Source organism: Sneathia sanguinegens (genome assembly GCF_001517935.1).
Taxonomy (GTDB): domain Bacteria; phylum Fusobacteriota; class Fusobacteriia; order Fusobacteriales; family Leptotrichiaceae; genus Sneathia; species Sneathia sanguinegens.
This window is the reverse complement of sequence record NZ_LOQF01000012.1, coordinates 13,374-38,760: the sequence shown is the minus strand read 5'-3', so window position 1 is coordinate 38,760 and position 25,387 is coordinate 13,374. Positions and strand designations below refer to the sequence as shown.

The 25,387-nt window shown below is 25.9% G+C and carries 19 protein-coding genes; 5 read left to right on the top strand and 14 right to left on the bottom strand.

Going from position 1 to position 25,387, the window contains the following annotated elements:
- Positions 1–60: 60 nt before the first annotated feature.
- Genes AWT65_RS05580 through AWT65_RS05540 form a run of 9 tightly spaced genes read right to left on the bottom strand, consistent with a single transcriptional unit; the run spans position 61 to position 12,131 of the window.
- A complete protein-coding gene (locus AWT65_RS05580; RefSeq protein ID WP_066730050.1) occupies positions 61–714 on the bottom strand; it encodes an N-glycosylase/DNA lyase in 654 nt (217 codons plus the stop codon).
- A 3-nt stretch (positions 715–717) separates the two neighbouring features.
- The gene (gene ftsH / locus AWT65_RS05575; protein ID WP_066730049.1) at positions 718–2,679 is read right to left on the bottom strand and encodes an ATP-dependent zinc metalloprotease FtsH; all 1,962 of its coding nucleotides are present in this window, start codon (positions 2,677–2,679) and stop codon (positions 718–720) included.
- Positions 2,680–3,810 (bottom strand): tRNA lysidine(34) synthetase TilS, encoded by a 1,131-nt coding sequence (gene tilS, locus AWT65_RS05570; protein WP_066730048.1) that lies wholly within the window; start codon positions 3,808–3,810, stop codon positions 2,680–2,682.
- The gene (locus AWT65_RS05565; RefSeq protein ID WP_066730047.1) at positions 3,810–4,688 is read right to left on the bottom strand and encodes a SpoIID/LytB domain-containing protein; all 879 of its coding nucleotides are present in this window, start codon (positions 4,686–4,688) and stop codon (positions 3,810–3,812) included. Before AWT65_RS05565 ends, tilS begins: the two co-directional genes overlap by 1 nt.
- Positions 4,688–5,635, bottom strand: coding sequence for an endolytic transglycosylase MltG (gene mltG, locus AWT65_RS05560; RefSeq protein ID WP_066730046.1), 948 nt, complete (start codon positions 5,633–5,635; stop codon positions 4,688–4,690). Before mltG ends, AWT65_RS05565 begins: the two co-directional genes overlap by 1 nt.
- The gene (locus AWT65_RS05555) at positions 5,628–6,722 is read right to left on the bottom strand and encodes an AI-2E family transporter (RefSeq protein ID WP_066730045.1); all 1,095 of its coding nucleotides are present in this window, start codon (positions 6,720–6,722) and stop codon (positions 5,628–5,630) included. Before AWT65_RS05555 ends, mltG begins: the two co-directional genes overlap by 8 nt.
- Positions 6,719–9,550, bottom strand: a complete 2,832-nt coding sequence (gene uvrA, locus AWT65_RS05550; RefSeq protein WP_066730044.1) for an excinuclease ABC subunit UvrA — start codon at positions 9,548–9,550, stop codon at positions 6,719–6,721. Before uvrA ends, AWT65_RS05555 begins: the two co-directional genes overlap by 4 nt.
- An 18-nt stretch (positions 9,551–9,568) precedes the next feature.
- On the bottom strand, positions 9,569–11,458 hold the full coding sequence (locus AWT65_RS05545; protein WP_066730043.1) for an ATP-dependent DNA helicase: 1,890 nt from the start codon (positions 11,456–11,458) through the stop codon (positions 9,569–9,571).
- A complete protein-coding gene (locus AWT65_RS05540; protein ID WP_066730042.1) occupies positions 11,451–12,131 on the bottom strand; it encodes a thiamine diphosphokinase in 681 nt (226 codons plus the stop codon). The genes AWT65_RS05545 and AWT65_RS05540 overlap by 8 nt, the downstream gene beginning before the upstream one ends.
- 65 nt (positions 12,132–12,196) lie before the next feature.
- On the opposite strand from AWT65_RS05540, the gene AWT65_RS05535 reads away from it, so the two are divergent.
- On the top strand, positions 12,197–13,255 hold the full coding sequence (locus AWT65_RS05535; RefSeq protein ID WP_066730041.1) for a bifunctional folylpolyglutamate synthase/dihydrofolate synthase: 1,059 nt from the start codon (positions 12,197–12,199) through the stop codon (positions 13,253–13,255).
- Positions 13,256–13,278: 23 nt separating this feature from the next.
- Here the strand turns inward: AWT65_RS05535 and AWT65_RS05530 are convergent, their stop codons facing one another.
- The 5 genes from AWT65_RS05530 to arcA all read right to left on the bottom strand — a co-directional run bounded on the left by AWT65_RS05530 (position 13,279) and on the right by arcA (position 20,911).
- Positions 13,279–16,158 (bottom strand): autotransporter domain-containing protein, encoded by a 2,880-nt coding sequence (locus AWT65_RS05530; protein ID WP_066730040.1) that lies wholly within the window; start codon positions 16,156–16,158, stop codon positions 13,279–13,281.
- 110 nt (positions 16,159–16,268) lie between these two features.
- Positions 16,269–17,723, bottom strand: coding sequence for a YfcC family protein (locus AWT65_RS05525; RefSeq protein WP_066730039.1), 1,455 nt, complete (start codon positions 17,721–17,723; stop codon positions 16,269–16,271).
- Between the two features lie 25 nt (positions 17,724–17,748).
- Positions 17,749–18,684: a carbamate kinase gene (gene arcC, locus AWT65_RS05520; protein ID WP_066730038.1), complete on the bottom strand. Its 936-nt coding sequence runs from the start codon at positions 18,682–18,684 to the stop codon at positions 17,749–17,751.
- Positions 18,684–19,676: an ornithine carbamoyltransferase gene (gene argF / locus AWT65_RS05515; protein WP_066730037.1), complete on the bottom strand. Its 993-nt coding sequence runs from the start codon at positions 19,674–19,676 to the stop codon at positions 18,684–18,686. Before argF ends, arcC begins: the two co-directional genes overlap by 1 nt.
- 17 nt (positions 19,677–19,693) lie before the next feature.
- Positions 19,694–20,911 carry an arginine deiminase gene (gene arcA / locus AWT65_RS05510; protein ID WP_066730036.1) on the bottom strand — a complete coding sequence of 406 codons (1,218 nt, stop codon included), beginning with the start codon at positions 20,909–20,911 and terminating at the stop codon, positions 19,694–19,696.
- Positions 20,912–21,094: 183 nt separating this feature from the next.
- Between arcA and AWT65_RS05505 the strand changes: the two genes are divergently transcribed.
- The 4 genes from AWT65_RS05505 to AWT65_RS05490 are packed head-to-tail and all read left to right on the top strand — an operon-like array spanning position 21,095 to position 25,380.
- On the top strand, positions 21,095–21,532 hold the full coding sequence (locus AWT65_RS05505; protein ID WP_066730035.1) for an NUDIX hydrolase: 438 nt from the start codon (positions 21,095–21,097) through the stop codon (positions 21,530–21,532).
- A 48-nt stretch (positions 21,533–21,580) separates the two neighbouring features.
- Entirely contained in the window at positions 21,581–22,975 is a 1,395-nt protein-coding gene (locus AWT65_RS05500; RefSeq protein WP_066730034.1) for an alanine/glycine:cation symporter family protein, read from the top strand.
- 25 nt (positions 22,976–23,000) lie between these two features.
- On the top strand, positions 23,001–24,206 hold the full coding sequence (gene ilvA / locus AWT65_RS05495; protein ID WP_066730033.1) for a threonine ammonia-lyase: 1,206 nt from the start codon (positions 23,001–23,003) through the stop codon (positions 24,204–24,206).
- A 10-nt stretch (positions 24,207–24,216) separates the two neighbouring features.
- Positions 24,217–25,380: a dicarboxylate/amino acid:cation symporter gene (locus AWT65_RS05490; protein WP_066730032.1), complete on the top strand. Its 1,164-nt coding sequence runs from the start codon at positions 24,217–24,219 to the stop codon at positions 25,378–25,380.
- The last annotated feature ends 7 nt before the right edge of the window (positions 25,381–25,387 follow it).

Here is a 25,387-nt window from a genome sequence, read left to right as displayed (position 1 = left end):
ATAAAAAAAAAAAAAAAAAAAAAAAAAAAAAAAAAAAAAAAATGATTAGCTTATCACTAATCATTTAAATAAATAATGCAATTGTTTATACCAAAATATTAAATCAAGTCTATCCATACTTATGCCTACATATTTTGAATACTCTCTCATCTTATTCTCTATTTTTTTATAGTTACTTGGGCTCAAGGTTTTAGGTATTTCATCAATAATATCTAATTTTTTTAATGTTCTCAATATATGTCTATCTAGAATAGCAATATTTTCACCAAAACCTAAATTTCTAAGTACATGACTTGCTTCTTTATAACCAAAACCTTTTACATTTTTAACTAACCATTCTCTTATTTCAATTACATTTTTTGTATGAAATATTATTTCTTTTGAGGCTAATCTTTTATCAATAGTTAGTAAATTTCTTAAGTCAACTAATCTTTTCGCCTTTGTATTTTTAAATCTTACCAAATTAAGATAGTCAACTAATTCTTCACTTGTTCCTGAATAGAGCAAACCATTTTCCTTTAAAATTTCAATTATTTTCCAAGCATTTTTCGCTTTTGATTGTGGTGTTAAAATACAAAAGGCTATTTCTGCAAAAAAATCCTTTTCATTGTACAAAAATACATCTTTGTATTCTTTTATTTTTAACGAAATTTCATCTTTTATCATTTCATTAATTTCTAATATTTCATTAGAAAATTCTTCATTAATTTTCATATATCAATAAAATTCCTCTAATTCTTCTGCTGTCATTTTAAGAACTTCTTCATGAGTATGACCTTTTACAATAGCTCTTATTTCTGAACCAGTAACTGTTTCTTTTTCAAGTAAAAGTGCAGCAATTTCATCTAATTTATCCTTATTTTCTGTTAATAAATCAACTGTTTGTTGATATAAATCTTTCAATAAATTTTTAACCTTGCTATCAATTAATTCTTTAGTCTTTTCACTATTTGAATCAATAAATGAATATTCTTCTTGTCTACTTTGTTCATAATTAATAGGTCCCATTTCACTATCTAGACCATAACTTTGTACATATAATTTTGCATAATGTGTTGCTTTTTGAATATCAGAATATGCTCCAGTTCCTATGTCATCCATACCTAATAATTCTCCAACTCTTCCTCCAAAAGCAACTTTTATATCTGCTAAAATTCCCTTACTTCTCATATTAAGTGTTTCACTTGGTAGAGTCATTGTATAACCCCCAGCATCTCCACGTGGTATAATCGTAACTTTGTGAACTTTATCAGTATTAGGTAATAATGATGAAACAAGTGCATGTCCACCTTCATGATATGCCAACATCTTTTTATCTTCAGGTGTTATAATTTTACTCTTTTGTCCTAAACCCATACCTATTTTATCAACTGCTTCATCCAAATCTGCCATAGTTATTATAGCTCTATTAGCTCTTGTTGCACATATTGCTGCTTCATTTAATATATTTTCAAGATCTGCACCTACAAATCCTGGTGTTATTTTAGCAATATCTTCTAATTTTACATCATTAGCTAATTTTTTATTTCTTGCATGAACTTTTAATATAGCTAATCTACCATTATAGTCTGGTGCTGTAACTGCAACTCTTCTATCAAATCTTCCTGATCTTAATAAGGCTTTATCTAAAATATCTTCTCTATTTGTTGCTGCAATAACAATTATTTTTGCATCAGTTTCAAAACCATCCATTTCAACTAAAAGTTGATTTAATGTTTGTTCTCTTTCATCATTTCCGCCATTTCTTCCACTTCCTCTTTTTCTTCCAATGGCATCAATTTCATCTATAAATATTATAGATGGTTTTTCTCTTTTTGCTTCATCAAATAATTCTCTAACTCTTGAAGCTCCAACCCCAACATACATTTCAACAAATTCTGAACCTGATATATTGAAAAATGATGCACCTGATTCCCCTGCTACTGCTTTTGCAAGTAAAGTTTTTCCTGTTCCTGGTTCACCTAAAAGTAAAACACCTTTAGGAACTCTTGCACCTGCTTCCAAAAATTTACTTGGATCTTTTAAAAATTGAACTACTTCTTTTAATTCTTCTTTAACTTCATCAAGTCCTGCAACATCATCAAATTTAACATTAGGTTTTTCTTTTAATTTTGATTTTGATTTTCCAATAAGATTAAGTGGATTAATTCCTCCACCTGAACCACCCATAAATCTTCTAATAAGAATGAAAAACATAAATATCAAAAGTACCATTGGTAAAAAACTAAATAAAAGTTGAACTATTACTGAATTTCCCATGGAATCTTGTGCTTTAACTTCAATATCATTTGATGAATTTACCAAATTCATTATGGTTTGATCATTTCCTAGTCTTGATGTTATTTTTTTAGTTGAATATTCTATTTTTGAACCTTTAATTTTACCATATAATCTATCATCTTTTTCGATTATTTGTTTTATATCTTTTGTTTTTATTCTATTAACAAATTCAGTATATGATACTTCTTGTACATCTGTCTTAAATGGATTTTTTGTAAAATAGTATATTGAAAAAATTACCATTATAATCAAAAGAAAAAATATTGGACTTCCTAATGGCGGTCTTTTCTTTCCTCTTTTTTCTCTTAATTCTTCAACACCTTTTTTAAAGTCAAAATCATCGTCATTATTATCTTTTTTATCATCTTGATTTTCTGGATTTTCATAAAATTTTAACATCTATTCTCCCTTCTTAATAGCAATATAGTTTGTGTTTTGTTCATAATATTCGTTTATATTTTTTGATTTTTTTAAATTTGCTAAAAGAATAATAGTATTATCAACTAAAATTATTGGTAATAAATTTCTTTCATATCTATCAATTTTTAAATTTATAAAAATCTTTTTTAATTTAGTATTATCTAATTTATCACCCTCTCTTTTATTTCTAATTTGTATATTATTTGCACTCTTTACATTATATAAATTATATCCTTTTTTTTCAAGTTCAAAATATTTTTTATAAGTGCACAACAATATAGTATATCCATTTATTTCTATTTCTTCATTTAGCTTAATATTATACAAAAATTCTTTAGTTTCACTTATTTCTCGAATACCATAATAATTATATGTTTTACACCAAATATATTTTTCATTCAAGCGAATAGTTGATCCATTTTTATTATAAATATTATATATTTCATCTATCTTATTTTTATTATATGCTATATTTTTACTATTTAATTCTTTTTTTATCTTTTCTTTTAATTCAATATTTTCATTAGAAATTTGTATTAATCTTGATATATTATCTAAAAAATTTTCATTTATACCTTTAAAAATTGGAAATATTAAATTTCTTATTTTATTTCTTGAATAATTATTTTCTAAATTTGTATAATCAATTAAATATTTAATTTTATTATTATTTAAATAATTTAAAATTTCTTCCTTGCTTATATCCAAAATAGGTCTAATTATTTTACCTCTTTTTCTTGGTATACCTTTTAAGCCATCAAAACCTGTTCCTCTTAATAAGCGAAATATTAATGTTTCAACATTATCATTTTTATTATGTCCTGTTGCTATATAGTCATAATTTATATCTTTTAAGCATTCTTCCAATTCTTCATATCTTTTTTTTCTTGCTATATCTTCATTAAATTTTTCCAATTTTATTTCTTTAATATATAAAGGAACTCCTTCTTTTTTAGAAAATTCATTAATAAATTTTATATCATTTTCTACATCTAATCTAACATTATGATTAACATAACAAAGGGCTAATTCATGTCCTCTTTTTTTTAAAAAATAATATAAAAATACTGAATCAGGTCCACCTGAAAATGCAATCAAAATTTTACTCATCAATATACCTTCTTAATTTTTACACCTTTATAATAATGTTTTAAAATTTCATCATATGTATAACCATTTTTTGCAAGATAATTTGAACCATATTGTGACATACCTACACAATGACCATAACCCATTCCTTTGAAATAGATTATTCCATCTTTTAACTCTATATCATAAATGGGACTTGGCAAACCTAATTTAATTTTTAATTGTTTTTTAGTTAAAATATCATTATCAAAATATATAAAGTCATCAAGTCCAACTATAGTTTCACTTGTAATTCCTAATTTACTTTTTAAATCTTCAAATTTTATACTATTTTTCCAATTCTTATCACTACTAAAATCTTCTACACTTTGTAAATATGGAACTTCTTTACCAAAATATTGCTTTGCTGATAAAGTTTTACCTCCGCAACTTGAAGTATACAATGCTTCTATAGGCTTACCTTCATAAGTTAGTATAAGTCCTCTAGTAGAATCTACTGCTTCTTTTGCTTTTGCATTTTCAACCATTATTCCTTTATATGCTTGTGATCTTTCTGTATCATAAACATCAAACATTTTTTCTCCTTTTATACCCATACTATATATAGCATAAGTTCTTGCAGCAATAGCTTGTGCCTTCAAAGCTTCTATTCCAAAACTTCTTGGCATTTCACTTGCAACTACTGAATATAGATACTCTTCTAGCATTACTTCATTTATATTAAGTCCATTAATATTATATAAGTCACCTCTATATTGATTATTAATATTTGATATTTTAACTCTTATTTTTGGTTCTTCACCATTACTTATTTCAAAATTATTTATTTGATTTGTATTTCCTATTGCACTGCAACTTATTAGTGTTGTAAATAATAATGTTAAAACTATATTCTTCATTATTTAATATGCCCACTTTCTTTTCTTTTTTCTAAATGTTCTTCATGAGTACTTGAATAATATGTTTTATCCTTATACATGAAAAAATACAATTTATCGAAATTCTTTTCTGGTTTCATACTAGCTTCAATACTTTTCTCACCTGGATTACAAATTGGTGTTGGTGTAAGTCCTTTATGAATATATGTATTATATGGTGATTTATTTGTTTTTAAATCTTCTTTTAATACATCTCTTTTTAAGTCATATTTTAATGTTGCATCAGATTGCAAAGGCATATCCTTATTTATCCTATTTAAAAATACGGCAGCAATCTTTGCTCTATCTTCATCTTGTTTAGCTTCTTTTTCAATTATTGAAGCTAAAATAATATATTTATTCATTTCATCTTTTTTGTATTTAGAACTTGGATATTTTTTTAAGAATAAACCTAAAATTTTATCTAAAATTTCTTTAGGTGTAGCTCCTTTTGTAATATAGTAAGTTTGTGGTAACAAATATCCTTCAAAATTATCTGATGATTTATAATAAAAACTATAGTTTTTCATTGCATTTAGCATTTCACTTTTTTTAGCTAAACCTAATTTTTCAATTCTATTTAACACTTCTTCACTTGTAAAACCTTCTGGAATAGTTAGTACAACTTCAGTATTTTTAGCATTACTTATTATTGACATTATTTCATATTTACTAATATTTTGATCAAATAAGAAATATCCATCCTTTATTTTTCTATCATTTGTTGTTAATTTAAAATATACTCTATCAAAAATAGAATAATATATTCCTAACTTTTTATAAATTTCTTGTGGTTTTGCACCCTTAGTTATTATTAGTTCTTTATTTATAACATTTTGTTTTTTTATAAAAAATGAATATGTAAATCCCATAAAAAATACTATGCAACAGAACATAAATAATTTTACTATATTTAAAATTTTATTCATCTTTTTTCCCCTTACTTTTTATTAAATATTTGAAAAAACCATATTTTATTTCATCCGCAAAAACAATATGAATTATTGCTGCAATTATCGGACCATATAAAAAACCTAAAATCCCAAAAATTTTAAATCCTGCATACATCGCTATCAATGTTAAAAGTGGATGCATACCTGAACCTTTACTAATTAATTTGGGTTCTGTATACTGTCTTATCAAAAATATAATAATATATAGTATAAAAAGGCTTAATGCTAAAATATAATCTTCAAATATAAATATTTCTACCAAAACCATAGGCATTATTGCTGACCCTGCTCCAAGTATTGGTAATGCATCAACAAAGGCTATTACTACTGAAAATAATAAAACATAATGTAAATTTTTTGAATATATAGAAATTATACTCAAACCTATAAAAGATTCTACAAAGCATAAACTAATTAAAATACATTGTGCCTTAACATAATTAAAAAATAATTTTAAAACATCTTCTTTTATTTTTACTCCAACTTTTAACCATGATTCAGGAAATTGGTGAACAATAAAATTAATTATATTCTTTTTATCATTTAAAATTATAAATGACGATAAAATTGTAACCACAATAAATACTATTAAACTTGGCAGACTTTTTAATAAATTTAAACTGGAATTTAATATACCAATAGCTGAATTATTTATATATGTCATAATTTTTTCTACTAGTGGATTTAAAAAATTACTAGAATATTCTGGCAATTTTTCAATATATTTCTCATATTGTTTAATATTTTTAAGTACATATGCTAAAATATATTCTTTATTCGTTATAATATTCATAAATAAATTATAAATTTCTAAAGATATTTTAAACATTATCAAAAAGACTACTAATAATATAATAAGATAAAAAATTCCTAAAATAATAGAAGATAACATCCTATTTTTATGAACTATTTTTTTTATAATTGGATTTATTATTTTTACAATTACTGTAGCAATTACAAAAGGTAATAAAAATATAAAAACTTTAAAAATTATTAGTAATAATATCAACACCGAGAGTACATAGATTATCGGTGTCAATCTTTTTATATCAAAATTTTTCATTTATTTTCTCCTAAACATTTTTTTAAGAAATAACCTGTATACGATTTTTTTACTTTTGACACTTGTTCTGGTGTCCCTTTGGCTATTATGCACCCTCCATTTATACCACCTTGTGGTCCTATATCGATAATATAGTCTGCTGATTTTATAACATCTAAGTTGTGTTCTATTACTATAATAGTATTTCCCTTATCTACTAATTTATTAAGAACACTCAATAATTTTTTTATATCTTCAAAATGTAAACCTGTAGTTGGTTCATCTAAAATATATATTGTATCGCCCTTACTTATTTTTGATAATTCACTAGACAATTTTATTCTTTGTGCTTCACCACCAGACAAGGTTGTGGCACTTTGACCTAAAGAAATATATCCCATACCAACATCAATTAATGTTTGTAATTTTCTTTTTAATGAAGGTATTTTTTCAAAAAACACAAAAGCTTCATCCACTGTCATTTCAAGTACATCTGCTATATTTTTATCTTTATATAATACTTCTAAAGTTTCATGATTATATCTTTTTCCTTTACAAAGCTCACAATCTATATAAACATCAGGTAAGAAATTCATTTCTATTTTTACTATTCCAGCACCTGAACATGCTTCACATCTACCACCTTTAACATTAAATGAAAATCTTCCCTTATCAAAGCCTCTTATTTTTGCAGAATTCGTTTGTGAAAATATTTCTCTTATATCATCAAAGATTTTTGTATAAGTTGCAGTATTAGATCTAGGTGTTCTCCCTATTGGACTTTGATCAATATTTATTACTTTTTTTACATCTTCTAAACCTTTTATTGCCTTGTATTCCAAGGGATATTCTTTAGATTGATGTAATTCATTTGAAATAGCTGGAAAAAGTGTTTGATTAATCAAGGTACTTTTACCACTACCTGAAACTCCTGTAACTACAGTCAATACTCCCTTAGGAAACTTTACACTTATATCTTTTAAATTATTTCCTTTACAATGTGTAATTTCAATATATTTATTAGCTTTTCTTCTTTTTTTAGGTAAAGATATTTCTAATTCCTTTGATAAATATTTTCCAGTAATTGATTTAGAATTTTTTGAAACTTCCAATGGACTCCCACATGCAACTAAATTTCCTCCATATATACCAGCTCCAGGTCCTATATCTATTAAATAATCACATTCTTTCATTGTATCTTCATCATGTTCTACAACAATAACAGTATTTCCTAAATCTCTTAATTCTTTTAAGGTGTTTAGCAATCTTTCGTTGTCTCTTTGATGTAAACCTATACTAGGTTCATCTAAAACATAAATAACTCCAGTTAATTTTGAACCTATTTGTGTTGCTAATCTTATTCTTTGTGATTCTCCTCCCGACAAACTTTTTGTATTTCTTGCTAAACTAAGATATTCCAAACCAACACTTAACATAAAATTTAATCTTTGCTTTATTTCTTTTAATATTTCTTTTGCAATTTTTTCTTCCTTTTCTGTTAAAATCAAATTTTCAAAAAATTTTTTTGCTTCCAAAATATTCACTTTGGTAATATCAATTATAGATTTTCCATTAATTGTAATATTTAGTACAACTTCTTTCAATCTATCTCCAGAACAAATAGAACATGTTTTTTCTATCATATACTTATTTTCTAATTCATCTTTTATAGCTTCACTGAATGAATCCTTATATCTTTTTTTTGCTAAACCTACTATACCCTCAAAAGTTTTAGTTCCATCAAAATTATATTCTTTTGTATTTATATTAAAAATAAACTCTTTTTCACTACCATAGAGTACGAGATTCTTTTGTTCTGTCGTTAAATTACTATATGTACTATTTTCATCTATATTATTAGCTTTCAAAAAATCAATATATAACTTGTATGTCCAAGATTTTTTTGAATTACCCCCACAAATGTATACTCCGCCATCATTAATAGGTAAATTTTCATTTAAAATTAATTTATTTTCGTCAATAACTAAAGCACTTCCTAAGCCATTACATTTTTCACAAGCTCCAAAAGGTGCATTAAAAGAAAAAAGTCTAGGAACTATATCTGGAAATTCTATATTTTCATGATCACTACAAGTGAAATTTTCTGAATATTTATATATTTTATTATCAATTTCTACATTACAAAAACCATTTGAAATTTTAGAAGAATTTTCTATAGCTTCGCTTATTCTAGTTCTTGTTTCTTCATTTTCAAAACGCATTTTTATTCTGTCAATAACTAATGATATACTATGTCTTTTATTTTTATCAATATCTATTTCATCATCTAAATCATATAAAGTATCATCAACTACTATTCTTTGATAACCTTGTTTTTGAAAATTTATAAATAAATTTTTAAATGTTCCTTTTTTTTCTTTAATAATTGGAGCCAATATTATTAATTTGCTTGCTTGTTCTGCCTTTGAATAAATATCATTAACTATTTCCTCTACTGATTGTTTACTAACCTCTTTTTTACAAATAGGACAATGTGCTATTCCAATGTGTGCCCATAATAGACGCATATAGTCATAAATTTCTGTCATAGTCCCAACAGTAGATCTAGGATTTTTTGAAACACTTTTTTGCTCTATTGAAATTGCTGGTGATAAGCCTTCTATGCTATCTAATTCCGGTTTTTTCATTTGCCCTATAAATTGTCTAGCATAAGCTGACAAACTTTCTACATATCTTCTTTGTCCTTCAGAATAGATTGTATCAAAAGCTAATGAAGATTTTCCACTACCTGAAACCCCAGTTATTACAACAAACTTATTTTTAGGAATATCTAAAGAAATATTCTTTAAATTATGTTCTCTTGCTCCCTTAATTTTGATATATTCCATCTTTCCTCCTAGTGTTTATTATATCATAAGCTCAATTGTTTTACTAGGTAAAGAAGCTAACACTAAAGCCCCATATGATTTTGATTTTATTCTATTATCTAATATAATAACTTCTCCACTATCTGATTTACTTCTTATTAATCTTCCAACACCTTGTTTTAATTTTATAATAGCTTGAGGAAGTTGAAAATTAATAAAAGGATTTATTCCTTTTTTCTTAATTTCTTCAATTAAAGCTTCATTTACAGGATTATTTGGAACAAAAAAAGGTAATTTTAATATCACTATATTTTTTAATTTATTTCCTTTTACATCTACACCTTCCCAAAAACTATCCGTTCCTATTAAAATAGCTGCATTTTTACTATTTTTGAACTCTTCTATCATTTTTTTTCTTGACATTTGACCTTGTACCAAAACATTACAATCTTTAAGTTTCAAACCTTTACTTATCAATTCTACCTGTTTATATGATGTACATAATATAAAGGTACCCTCTTTTTTTTCATTTAAATACTTATTTAAAAATTCTATAGAATAATTCAAATATTCTAAACTATTTGGTTCAAATTTATTTTTTGAAAGTAAAATTTTCATATTTTTATCATAGTCAAATGGTGATTCAACAGTATATTTTTCAAAATTTTCTAAACCTAATCTTTCATTTATATATGAAAAACTATTTGCTATTTTAAGTGTTGCTGAAGTCATAATTACTATTCTATCTTGGTATATAATCTTCAATTTTTCTGATATATCTAGAGGTGTTATACAAATTTCAATATCTGAATTAGCTTGATTTATTCTAAACCATCTAACAGAATTTTTAAGATCTTTTTCTAAAAATGCTTGTATTATTTTATACCCATCTTTTATTTTAGAATAATAATTTAAATATTCTTGTTTTGTTTCTTCATCCATTGGATATTCTAATAATTTTTTATTAATTTCTTCAAATAATTCATAAGTTTCTATTATTTTATCAATAGATTTTTTTAGTGCTTTTTTATCATAAACCTTATTAAGTTTCAAACAAGTTGCCGATATTCTTGTAAGCTCTAAAGAAATTTTAGTAAATAGGTCAAAAAAAGCATCGTACAATCTATTAAATGTATCAATATAGTCAACATATATTTTTTCTATTCCTTCTATTTGCAAAGCTAATTTTGTAAATATTCCCTTATTTGTTCTCTTATTATATATTAAGCCAAAATTCAAACCTAAATCTTTTGCACTCAAACTATCTTCAAAATATGTTCTTGCTATATTTTCTAAATTATGTGATTCATCTATCACCAAGAAATCAAAATCAGGCAAAACTTTATCATATTTAAAATGAGATAATAAAAGTGCATGATTAACTATTAATATCTCACAATCTTTTATTTTTTCTTTTATCTTATAATAAAAACAGTTATCAGTTTGTGAACATTTTGCATTTATACAATAGTCTTTGTCTGATTTTATTTGTTCCCAAACACTAGGATCAATATAAAAATCTATTTCAGACTTATCACCAGTTTTTGTTTTTTTATACCAATCAATAATACTAGGATCCGTACAATTATTAATTAATCTATTTCCACAAACATAATTACCTCTTCCTTTAACTAAGCGATAATTTATCTTTTCTCCAATTATTTTTTCTAATAAGGGTAAATCTTTATCTATAATTTGTTCTTGCAAATTTATTGTATTTGTAGAAATAACTACTCTTTTCTCATTTTTTTTAGAATATAGTATAGCTGGCAATAAATAAGCTAAGGTTTTACCTATACCTGTCCCTGCTTCAACTAAACAAGACTTATTTTCATCAATACAATTTTGTATTAATTGAGCCATTTTCTCTTGACCTTCTCTTTTTTCAAAACCATATTCATTTATAATTTTTTCAAAATACTCATTCATGAATTAAATACATTTCTCCTTTTTCACAATATATATATGCCTTGTCTTCTTTTACAATATTGCTTGCAAGACCTATTGACTTATCTATATCAACCTTATCAAGATTATAAACAAAACCCTTTAGGTCTAATTTTTTTAAATCAGTTATTGGAATAATAGAAAATGTTTTACCTGAAAGTTTTTCTATCACTTCTACACTTTTATTTAATTTAATATATCTCATATATTCAAAACTTTCAGTTAAAAATATCATATTTTTATTACTTTGTAATTTTAGTATATTTGATAAAGTCATATCTACTCTATTACCTGTAGCTCCAACTACTAATACTGGTGTAACTCTACTTTCCTTTTCTATACTATTTTTACTCTTAAATCTTGTTGTTACATCTAGTAATTTTTCATTTTCTATATACATTAATGCTAATTCAAAATCTGTATAGTCTTTTTCCTTTATTGTTTTTATAACCCTAACATTTTTGTAGAACTCTAATACTTCTTCTCTTATTGAATCTAAATCACCTATTATTACTTCAGGTATTAAACCCATTTCAAAACAAGTATTTGTTCCTCCATCAGCACAAATTATTCTTTTATCTTTCACTATATTTTTTAATTTTTCAATATCTTTTGGATAAACTCCATTTAAAAATACAACATATTCAATTTTCATTTTCTCTCCTTATATGCTATATTATACAAGAAATGAATTTAATTTACAAAAAAAAGGTGAGATATATGTTTGAAGAACTTTTTAACAGAAAAAATGCAAAAAAAAATGATATACGCTTTCTTTTACCTAAAAAAATGCCCTTACTTATTCATGTCGCTGGAACTAATGGCAAAGGTTCAACTTGTTCATATTTAGAATGTGTATTAATGCAAAAATATAAGGTAGGGAAATTTACTTCTCCTCATTTATTAGATGTTAGTGAAAGAATCACTATAAATCAAATTCCTATATCACATAAAAAATTAAAAGATGAATATGATAAATTAAAAAATTTTGACTTTGGTTTTTTTGACTTTTTATTCATTATAGCTCTAAATTACTTTGTTGATAATGAGGTTGATATTGCAATAATTGAAGTTGGTATTGGAGGTAGATTTGATGTTACAAATGAAATTATGTATGATTATGCTTTAATTACAAATGTAAGCTTAGATCATACTCAAATGCTAGGCGATACTAGAGAAAAGATTGCTTGGCAAAAAGCAGGTATCGCAAAAAATAATACAAAAACTTTTTATACTGATGCAATCTTAAAAAAATTTGTTGAAAAAGAAAGTTCACATACTAAATTTTTAAAGGCAATAAATAAATTTAAATTACCATTAAAAGGTGACTTTCAACAAAAAAATTTTGCTCTTTGTTATGAAGTCTTTAAGGATCTAAATTTTAGTGATGAAGAAATTAAAAAAGGACTTGAAAATTTTAAAATACTTGGTAGGCAACAAAAAATAAAAGACAATATATTAGTAGATGTTTCACATAATGTAGATTCAATAAAAGCTCTTATTAAAAATCTTAAAGATGTAAAAAATGTAAATATATTTTTGTCTGTCTTACAAGACAAAGATTTAAAAACAATATATAAACTTTTAAAAAATGAAGGTTACAATATTAGTCTTTATCCTATGCCTGATATTAAAAGAGGTAGAACAAAAGAAAATATATTAGAAACATTAGGTAATGTACCAATCACAACTAATTTAAATCCAATAGACAATATGTTCAATGTTTATTGTGGTTCTTTTTATTTTATACAAAAAGTAATGCACCATATCTTATATTAGATTTGGTGCATTATATAGATCATTTAAAACTCAAAACCTACTCCTACATTTGTTGTTAATTTTCTATCACTTCCTATTTTCAAACTACCATTTATATTGTATCCATTATTTATATATTTTCCACTAATTGTGTAAGAAAACTTATGCATCTTAGTACTGTAACCCTTTAAATTTATAGATTTATTTATTATATTTGCTTTTAATTTCATCTCATTTAACGGATTATATTCATAATTAAAATTATTTATTAATTCAAAATTTTTCATTTTATATTTTACATTTAAGCCTAAATAAGGTTTTATCATGTGTATATTATTATTTTTAAAATCTAATGCTAGATCTTTTACATCATCACTGCTAATTTTTTCTTTTGTATCATGTAATTTTATATAATCATATTTTAATCCAAAATGTGGTGTTATTGATAAATTATTCAATATATCAACATCATATTTTACTTCACCATCTAATCTTATATTTGATGTTTTGAAATTAGAACTTATTAATACTCTATCTTTATTCATATATCTTAACATTTTATTTATACCAAAATTGTATCCTAAACCTAATTCTAAGCCCAAACCTTTATATACTTTTCCACCTACTCTGAAATTAGTTCCATATGTAGTATTAATTATCTTATTTTTATGATTAAATAAATAATTTCCTTCATATCCATGAACATCTAAACCAATATTTATATCTTTTCCTAAATTTATTTTTGAACCTATACTTAGTCCACTTATTAATCTACTGAATCTATCATAATTATTTGTTCTAAATACTCCAAATGTATTTACTTGATTTAAAAATATAGATCTACCATCATTTAATTCATATGATAATTTATTATTATCTGATATATCATTTAATATATCTATATTTTCTGCCATAAAACTTGAATAATCTTTTGTAAATATATCTTTTATTGCTTCACTTCTACTACTTGCTACAACATTTATAAATGAATTTTTTTCTTCTCTCTCAGATCTATATTCTTCGAAAAAATCATTAATTTCAGGATCATAATATGCTAGATCCTCTTTCTCTTTTTTGCTTAAACTAGATAATTTTTTATTATCATTTCCTGGAATATCTTCTTTTATAGTATATTCTTTATTTTTATCAATAGTTGGTTTAACTTCTACTATTTTTGCGAATACATTTCCTAGTTTAATTTTTTTTATATTTTCATTTTTTGCATTAATTCTTGGCTTATTTTTAGATTTTTTCACTACAAAATCTATTTCTCCACCTTCATCTATATAAAAGTTATTATTTGCAACAACATCAGCTTCTATAATAGTCCTTGAATCTTTGCTTGCTTGATAATTATTTAATTTTAATTTAGTTTTAACATTAAATTCCGATTCGTCATTGTATACATCATTATTTATATTTACATTTGCACCAGATATTTCAAACGAACTCTTATTAAATATTTCATATTTTGAATTACTATCATTTTGTAACACTAATTTACCATCTAATATTTGAGTATTGCTATTATATAATTGCTTACCTGTTAAATATAGAGTTCCTTTACCAGCCTTTCTTAATCCCCCTTTTGCTACATTTTCATAATAATTTCTTTCTGATTCTAATACCTTAGGTATTCTAAATTTATGTTTTATATTATTAGTATTATCTACTACTACATCTTTTGTATCATATTCTTTTGTAGTTCCATCTCCTTTTAATCCACCTTCTATATCATTTGACCATATACTTTCTTCATTTTCGGGTATATCTACATACATATAAAATAAGTTTTTATCTTTTTTATCTACAACCTTATCATAGTTTCCTTTCCAATATTTTTCCTCTTCAATTAAACCACCATTTAATGCTCCAGGTCCTTTTAACGCTTTTTCTGCATCTAAAATTCCCCAGCCTATATAATCATTTAAATAATCTTTATTACTTTTAGCTGTTGTTAATAGGATTTGTTTAACTTGATTATATGTTAAATATGGATACTTTTTTAATATCATTTGTGCTGTTCTTGCAATAATAGGTGCACTATAGCTTGACCCCAAACTAACACTTCTAAATCCAGGTGTAGCTAATGTGAAAGATCTAAGTAATAAGGCTTTTGAGTTGTTTAAATCTGGCAAATAATAATCTACTCCATTTACTTTGTAAATTTTACATTCTTTATATCTTGGACTATCAACTTCAGGTGTTACTATATTAGCAGCTAATATAATATCATTTCTTGCCATTTTTTGTATTTCAGGACTCATTCTAGAATATAAAATAGTTGAACTTGGACCTGACCAATATGTTTCACCTTCATTACCCAGTGCTTTTATTTTTAATTGTGTATTATATTTTTCATTATGATAAATATAAGGATCCAATAATCTAGACCATTCAGTACGATTTTCTAATTTATCAAAATTACTATCCGTTATACTATTTATATACAATGTATCCTCATGTATATCAAATAAAGATTTTGGAAAATCTACATTTCCAAAACTCAAATTTATTATTCCCTTTGTTTTACTTAATTTATCAACTTCGCTATATGAATAAGTAAATGGGTGTAATTTCACATGATCTTTTACATCTTTTTTTACTTTTTTACTTAATTTATACTCTTTTCCATTTATTCCATTATTTTCTAGATATACAAAAGTAACATTCTTTGCATGTGAATCAGGCACATTATCAACATTTGAATAATCTCCTTTATTCACCACTTCACTTAATTTATTTATATTTTCTAATGTATTAGTATCGTTATTAATCCATTCAAATATATGTACTTCATTATCTTTTTTTGATTCTTTTGAATCAATATTATTTATAGTTATATTGTCTTTTTTTCTATTAACATTACTACATCCAACTAATAATATACTTAATAAAAAAAGCATAATATTTTTCTTTTTCATAGGTTTCTCCTTACTCTCACTTTTCTTATTTAATTATACTACAAGTACTAAACAACTTCAATTAATAAAATAAAAAAGGGAAAGTTTCTACTTTCCCTTTAAAGTATATATTATTTAATTACATACATAGCTATTGTTAAAATAACAACATTTAATATAAATATTATTCCTAATAATTTCATAACCCATTTTACATAAGTTCCAAATTCTACTTTTGCTGTTGATAAACCTCCCATAACTACTCCTGATGTTGGAGTTATTAAGTTAATTAAACCACAGGCTCCTGAGAATATCATAATCATTACTTCAGGTCTAAATCCAATACTTTGAGTTAATGGTGCCATTATTGGTAATGAAACAGTTGCAAGTCCTGATGTTGATGGTATTAAGAATGATAAAATCATATATAATATATATGAAGCTGGTGCAAATACTATTGCTGGTAAACCTGCTAATTTCATTGATGCCATATTCAATATATATTTATCAAGATATGTATTTTTCATTAATACTGATACTCCACGTGATAATGCAATAATCAATACTACTGATAAAATATCTGCTGATCCTGCTAAGAAGGCATCAATAGTTTCTTTTTCACTATATTTATTAATAATTGCTATTATTAATCCCATAAATGTAAACCACATTGATAATTCACCAAAGTACCATTCACCTAAAGGAACACCTGTTAAAAATGATGACCAACCTTCAAATACATGAATATCATATTTTCCCCATGCTATTAATGAAATAATCATAACTATAAATGTTATTGCAAAAACTATTAAAGTTACTTTTTGTTTACTTGTAAAGTCTACTTCATTAAAATCTACATGTCCAAAATGTTCATTCATTTCTTTTTGTTCTCTTAATGATAAAAATATTGAACCCTTATCTCTTTTTACTTTTTCTGCATATCTCATAACATATATAATAGCTGCAATCAATGAAGTTATCCATAAAATAACACCTAGTATTAATATATATGCATTTTCAACTTTCAATCCTCCATCAACAACTGTTGCCATTGCGATACCTGTTGCAAATGGATTAATAGTTGATCCTAGACAACCAACACCTGCTCCAAGCAATATTACAGCTGCTCCAACCATAGTATCAAATCCTGCAGCAACCATTGTAGAACAAATTAATGTGTAAAATGCTATTGTTTCTTCTGCCATTCCATAAGTTGATCCACCTATTGAAAATAAAGTCATTAATATTGGTATTAGTATAATTTCATTACCTTTTAATTTTCTGACTAAGGCAGCTATACCAGCATCCAAAGCTTTTGTTTTGGTAACTATTCCTAAAAATCCACCAAGAAATAAGACAAAGACACAAACATCTATTGCATCTTTAAAACCATTAAATGGTGCCATGAAGATATCTGAAATTGTTGCACGATTTACACCAGTAACTAATGAAGAATCTTTTTCTATCATTTCCCCAGTTATTGTACTAGGTAAATGTGGTAATAGCCATGTTAAAATAGCTAATACAATAAGCAAAATCAAGATTATTGAATATGCAGAAAGTGATTTTCTTTCCTTCTTTGCCATAATCTTACCTTCTTTCTATATAAACTTATTTTTTTATAATTGTTCCAACTTCACCTTTTAAAGCTTGAGCTGCTTTTTCTAGAGATGTAATCAATGCTGTAGCATTATTTGAGTGTTTAACAAAATCAATACAAGCTTCAACTTTAGGTAACATACTTCCTTTAGCGAACTGACCTTCTTTTATATAGCGATTTGCTTCATCTAAAGTCAATGTAGATAATTTTTCTTGATTAACCTTATTATAATTTATATAAACATTGTCAACCGCTGTTAATATAACTAACATATCTGCTTTTAAATCTAAGGCTAATTTTGCACTAGATCTATCTTTATCTATTACTGCATCTACTCCCTTTAAACCATTAATTGTATTTATTACCGGTATTCCTCCGCCACCAACTGCTATAACTATAGTATTAGCATTAACTAATTTTTCTATGCTATTTAATTCAATAATTTCAAGTGGTAATGGAGATGGCACAACCCTTCTATAACCTCTACCTGCATCTTCAACAAATACGAAATTTTTTTCTTTTGAAATTTTATCTGCTTGTTCCTTTGTATAAAACATTCCAACTGGTTTTGTTGGATTTTCAAAAGCTTTATCTTTTGGATCAACTAATACTTGTGTAACAACTGAAATAACATCTTTTTCTAGTTGTTGTCTTTTTAATTCTTCCCTTATAGCTTGTTGTAAATGATATCCTATGTAACCTTGACTCATAGCTCCACATTCAGCAAAAGGCATATATGGTGTCCCAGCACTTCCATTTGCTGCATAATCCATTGCAAGATTTATCATTCCAACTTGAGGTCCATTTCCATGACCAACTATTATATCATATCCCTCTTTGGCCATTTCAACTATCACTCTAGCAGTTCCACGAACTAATTCTAATTGTTGTTCAGGTGTCTTACCTAGAGCATTTCCTCCTAAAGCTATTACAATTCTTTTTTTCATTATTTTAATGTTGCATACATAACTGCTTTTATTGTATGCATTCTATTTTCAGCTTCATCAAAAACCTTTGATTGAGGGCCTTCAAAGATTTCATTTGCAACTTCCATTTCAGGTAAACCATATTTTTCAAATATTTGTTCACCTATTGTTGTATTTCTATCATGGAATGATGGTAAACAATGTAAGAAAATTGCTTCAGAATTTGCATATTCCATAGCTTTTTTATTTACTTGATAAGGACTTAATAATTTTATTCTTTGTTCCCAAACAGAATCTGGTTCTCCCATTGATACCCAAATATCTGTATAAATTACATCTGCATTTTTACAACCTTCTTCAACATTTTCAGTAAATTTTATCTTTGCTCCAGTTTCTTTTGCAATTTCTTTTGCTTTTTCAATTAATGATTCTTTTGGAACTAATTCCTTAGGTCCACAAGCTGTAAAATTAAGTCCCATTTTTGCACAAGCTATTAATAATGAATTAGCCACATTATTTCTTGCATCACCCATAAATGTAAAATTTATACCCTTTAAATGCCCAAAGTTTTCTTCAATTGTTAATAAGTCAGCAAGCATTTGTGTTGGATGGAACATATCTGTTAAACCATTCCAAACAGGAACACCAGCTTTATCTGATAATTCTTGTACTAAATCTTGTGAAAAACCTCTATATTCTATTCCATCATACATTCTACCTAGTACTCTAGCTGTATCTGCAATACTTTCTTTTTTACCCATTTGTGATGAACCTGGTTCTAGATATGTAACTCCCATACCTAAATCATACCCTGCAACTTCAAATGCACATCTAGTTCTTGTTGATGTTTTTTCAAATAATAATGCAATATTTTTACCTTCAAGATACTTATGTGGTGTTCTAGTTAATTTTAATTCCTTAAATTTTTTTGATAAATCTAACAAATATCTTATATCTTGACTTGTAAAATCTAATAATTTTAAAAAACTTCTTCCTTGTAAATTCTTTGGCATTTTCTTTTTTCCTTTCTCTAATCATTTTCTCTTATTAATGGCATACTCATACATCTAGGTCCTCCACGACCTCTTGATAATTCAGCACTTGGCATTTCTATTACATTAATACCATGTTCTCTTAATAAGGCATTTGTAACTTCATTTCTATCATAAACTACAACAGTACCTGGAGCTATACATAATGTATTAGATCCATCATTCCATTGTTCTCTTTCTGCAGCTATTCTATTTCCGCCACCACAAGGTATTAATGTTACTTTCTTACCTAGGCAGTTAGACAAAATATCTTCTAATTTACCTTCTTTTTTAATTACCTTTATGTCATCCCCATTTCTAGTAATTTCATAAACTTCTAAAGGTCCTAAAATTGCTGGGTGAACACTAAATTTATCATAATCTATTTGTGTAAATACTGTATCTAAGTGCATAAATGCTCTTGATTCAGCTATTCTAAATGCTAATATTGTTTTAATATTTGAATTTTCTTTATCAAATAGTAACTTCTTAGCTGCCAAATCTATCGCTGCAGCTTCTGTTCTTTGTGAAATACCTATAGCAAGTGTTTCATTATTAATATTTAAAACATCTCCACCTTCTATATGAAATGGATTAGTTCTATCATAAAACATTGTAACTTTTCCTTTATATTCTGGATGATAATGGAAAATATAGTAAGCATAAATAGTTTCCCTATTTCTAGTAACTGAATACATTCTATTTAATATAACACCATTTTGTACTGAAGCAAAAGGATCTCTTGTGAAATATAGGTTTGGCATAGGATCTAATATTAATTCTGTCGGATCTTCTAAATAGCTAACCAAATCATGTCTTGGCATATTTAGTTCTGACATGTTAACACCTTCCATAGTTTTTAATACCATTTCTTTTGTATCCTTATATTTCAAGAAAAAATCTAGTAAAGCTTTTTTATAAACTTCATGTTTAACTCCACCTTCTTCAATAAATTGTGTTAAAAACTTTACTTTTAATTCTTCAGAACTATCAAGAGTTTCTGCAACTAAGTCTTCTAAATAAACAACTTCTACTCCATTATTTCTTAAAATTTGTGCAAAAGCATCATGCTCTTTTTGTGCAACTTTTAAAAATGGAACATCATCGAATAGTAATCTTTGTAGAGAATCTGGTGTTAAATTCAATAATTCATTTCCAGGTCTGTGAAGTAATACTTTTTTTAATCTGTTAATTTCACTTCTTACATTTATAACCATAAATTTGGCCTCCTCTATTATACTAAACATATTTTCCTTATGTTCATTATAATTATAACCTCCTTTTTTTTACAAATATGGAAAATTAGCAAATATTTTTTTGTATATTTCTAATTTCATTTTATCACATTTTTTTTATTTTTCAATTTTTATGTTACAATATATTAAAGGCGGTGCATAAATATGGATATTTCAACAAATATATCTGGTACTAATTTTAATTTAAGAACAAGAGGTATCATTATTAAAAATAACAAATTATTATGTATAAATGATAAAGGCACTTATTTTTATTTACCAGGAGGTAGAATACACATAAATGAAAATGCAAAAGTTGCTTTAAAAAGAGAAATAAAAGAAGAACTTGGTTTTAATTGTACTATAAATGAATGTATTTATGTGCATGAAGCTTTTTACAATGGAAATCATGAAGTTTGCTTTTATTTTTTAATTGATATAAAAGGGCTTCCTGATAAAAATTTTAAAAATAAAGAAGAAGAAAAAATAAATAAATTTTATTGGTTAGATTTAAATACTATAGATAAATATACTGTATATCCAAAGAAAATTATTGAACTAATAAAAAATTCCTCTTTTAATAAATGTATAATTTTTGATTAATTTATTTAATTATGATAAAATTTACACAAATAAAAAAAGGGGGAAATTATGAATTTTTTAAATAGTATAAATGCAATTCTATATTATCCTATATTGATAATACTTTTAATTGCTAGTGGACTTTATTTCACATTTAAAACAGGATTAATTCAATTAAGTTTATTAAAAAATGCCTTTTCAGTAATCACTGAAACTCCTAAAAAAGGCGAAGTCTCATCATTTCAAGCATTAATGGTTTCAACTGCTTCAAGAGTTGGAACTGGTAATATCGTTGGGGTTTCAAATGCTATATGCATAGGTGGTTATGGAGCAATATTTTGGATGTGGATAATTGCTATTATTGGTTCATCATCAGCCTTTATTGAATCTACCTTAGCACAAATTTACAAGAAAAAGGGTAAAAATGGTTCATATGGTGGTCCATCTTATTACATACAAAATGGTATTGGAAGCAAAACTCTAGGTTTAATATTTGCTATTAGTTTAATTTTAACTTATGCTGTTGGTTTCAACATGTTAGCTTCCTTTAATTTACAAGATTCATTTAGAGTCTATACTTTTTACAATCCTAAAACTACACCTTGGTTAATAGGTCTATTTCTATCTATAATAGCTGGATTTTGTATATTAGGTGGAGGAAAGAGAATAATAAAAGTAACAAGTATATTAGTTCCTTTAATGGGGCTTATATTTATTTTAGTTTCACTAATAATTATTTTTAAAAATTATACTCTTTTTCCAAGTGTAATGAAAAGAATTTTTTTAGATGCTTTTAACTTTAGAGCAATATTTGGTGGTATTTCAAGTTCTTGCTTAGTTGAAGGAATTAAAAGAGGACTATATTCAAATGAAGCTGGTATGGGTTCAAGTCCAAATGCTGCTGCTAGTTCAATGACTACTCATCCTGTTAAACAAGGTCTTGTACAAATGATTTCAGTTTTCATAGACACTTTAGTTATTTGCTCTGCAACTGCATTTATATGTCTTTCATCTGGAATTGAACCTCAAGCTAATATTGCCGGTGCTAAATATGTACAAATGTCATTAGCTACTATTTTTGGTTTCTATGGGCATATATTTATTACTTTTTCACTTGCATTGTTTTCTTTCACTACACTTTTAGGAAATTTATATTATGTTGACTCTTGTATTGCATATTGCTTAAAAAAAGACCCGTCAAAAAACTTTCAAATTGCTTATAGAATACTTGCGAGTATTTTCATTTTCTTAGGTTGTGGAATGAAAATGGACTTTGCATGGAACTTATCTGATTTCTTAATGGGAATCATGTGCTTAATTAATATACCTACTATTCTATACTTATCTAATATTGCTTTTCGTGCATTAGATGATTATAAATCACAACTAAAAAAAGGCTTAGATCCTATTTTTATTGCAAAGAATATAGGCTTAGATGATACAAAATTAGATTATTGGAAATAATTATTTTATCTTGAGGTGAAAAAATATGATTAATTTGAACGATATAAGAAAAGCTTATGAAAATATTAAAAGTAGTATTAAAAAGACTCCATTAATGGAATGTCCAACTTTAGATGAACTTACAGATGCCAAAGTTTATTTGAAACTTGAAAATTTACAAAGAACTGGTTCATTTAAAGTTCGTGGTGCTATAAATAAAATAATGAATTTAAGTGATAATGAGAAAAAATGTGGTGTTATTGCTTCCTCGGCTGGAAATCATGCACAAGGTGTTGCACTTGGAGCAAAGGCTGCAAATATATCAGCTACTATAGTAATGCCAGAAAATGCACCTCTATCAAAAGTAAGTGCTACAAAAAGCTATGGAGCTCGTGTTGTTCAATATGGTTCATATTATGATATGGCTTACCAAAAAGCACTTGAAATTCAAGAAAAAGAAAAATTAGTATTTTTACACCCTTTTAATGATGATTATGTTATTGCTGGTCAAGGAACTATTGGTCTTGAAATATTAAATGAATGTGAAAAAATGGATATAATCTTTGCTCCTGTTGGTGGAGGTGGTTTATTAGCTGGTGTTGCTATTGCTGCAAAAAGTATTAATCCAAATATTAAAATAGTTGGAGTTGAAGCAGAAGGAGCTGCATCTATGAAAAGAGCTATTGAAGTAGGAAAACCTATTTGCCTTAACTCTTGTTCAACACTTGCTGATGGAATAGCTGTTGCAAAAGCAGGTGACAAAACTTTTGAAATAATAAAGAAATATGTTGATGATATTATCACAGTCAGTGAAGATAATATAGTTGAATCCATCTTATTTTTACTAGAAAAATCAAAAATAGTTGCTGAAGGTGCTGGTGCAACTTCGCTTGCAGGTCTTTTATCACATAAAGTAGATGTAAGAAATAAAAATGTGTGCTGCATTATTTCTGGAGGAAATATTGATATAAATAATATCGAAAAAATTGTTAATAAAGCACAAATAATCCAAGGAAGAAGAATGCATTTAACAATAAAATTATCTGATTCTATAGGACAAGTTAATAAAGTTACAGAAATATTAAAAAATAATAAGGTAAATATTCTTTATCTTAATCAAACAAGATATGATAGTGATTTGAATGTTAATGAACAATTATTAAGTATTGTTCTAGAATGTAAAAACAAAGAACATGGAAATGATGTATTAAACATATTAAAAAAAGAGGGGTTTATCGTAAATAAAAATTAGGGAGGCTTATATGCTAAAACTTAAAGATTCTTTAATAATTAAATTATGTATCGCAGTTGTAATAGGTATAATTATTGGAATTTTTTCAAATGAAATGGTAATTGGTATAATAAATACTATAAAATTTATTTTAGCACAAATAATTTTCTTTGTAATTCCATTAATTATTCTAGGTTTTATCGCACCAGCTCTAACTAAGATGAAAAAAAATGCTGGAAAAATGCTTTTTGTTATGATTTGTTTATCATATATTTCATCAATAGGTGCTGCATTTTTTTCATTAATACTTGGTAGAATATTAATACCCAGATTATCTATCGTAAACCAAGTAAATAATTTAAAAATTTTACCAAAATTAATTTTCAAAGTGGAAATCCCACCAATAATGTCTGTTATGTCTGCACTAATTCTTGCAATTTTATTAGGCTTAGCTGTCGTAACAACTAATTCAAAAAAATTTGAAGATTTACTAAATGAATTTAATAATATTATTTTATGCATAGTTAATAATTTAATAATTCCTATACTTCCTTTATTTATTGCAAGCACTTTTGCTTGTCTCTCATATGAAGGAACTATTACAAAACAATTACCTGTTTTCTTAAAGATAGTTATTATTGTTATAATTGCACATTATGTTTGGCTATTTATTTTATACTCAATTGCAGGCTTTATATCAAAGAAAAATCCATTTGATTTATTAAAATATTATGGCCCTGCCTATTTAACAGCTATTGGAACTATGTCTTCTGCAGCTACATTGCCTATGGCTCTTAATTGTGCTAAAAAATCAAAAGTACTAGATGATGATATAGTTGATTTCGCAATACCTTTAGGTTCTACAACTCATCTATGTGGTTCAGTACTAACAGAAGTATTTTTTCTTATGACTGTTTCACAAATTTTATATAATCAATTACCTAGTTTATCTACAATGATACTATTTATATTATTACTTGGTATATTTGCAGTTGGTGCTCCTGGAGTACCTGGAGGTACAGTTCTTGCTTCCTTAGGTATAATTATATCAGTTTTGCATTTTAACGATACAGGCGTTGCACTAATGCTAACAATATTTGCACTTCAAGATAGCTTTGGAACAGCATGTAATATTACAGGTGATGGAGCCTTAGCATTAATTTTACAAGGTTTATTCAAAAAAAGAAAGAAGTAGTCACATG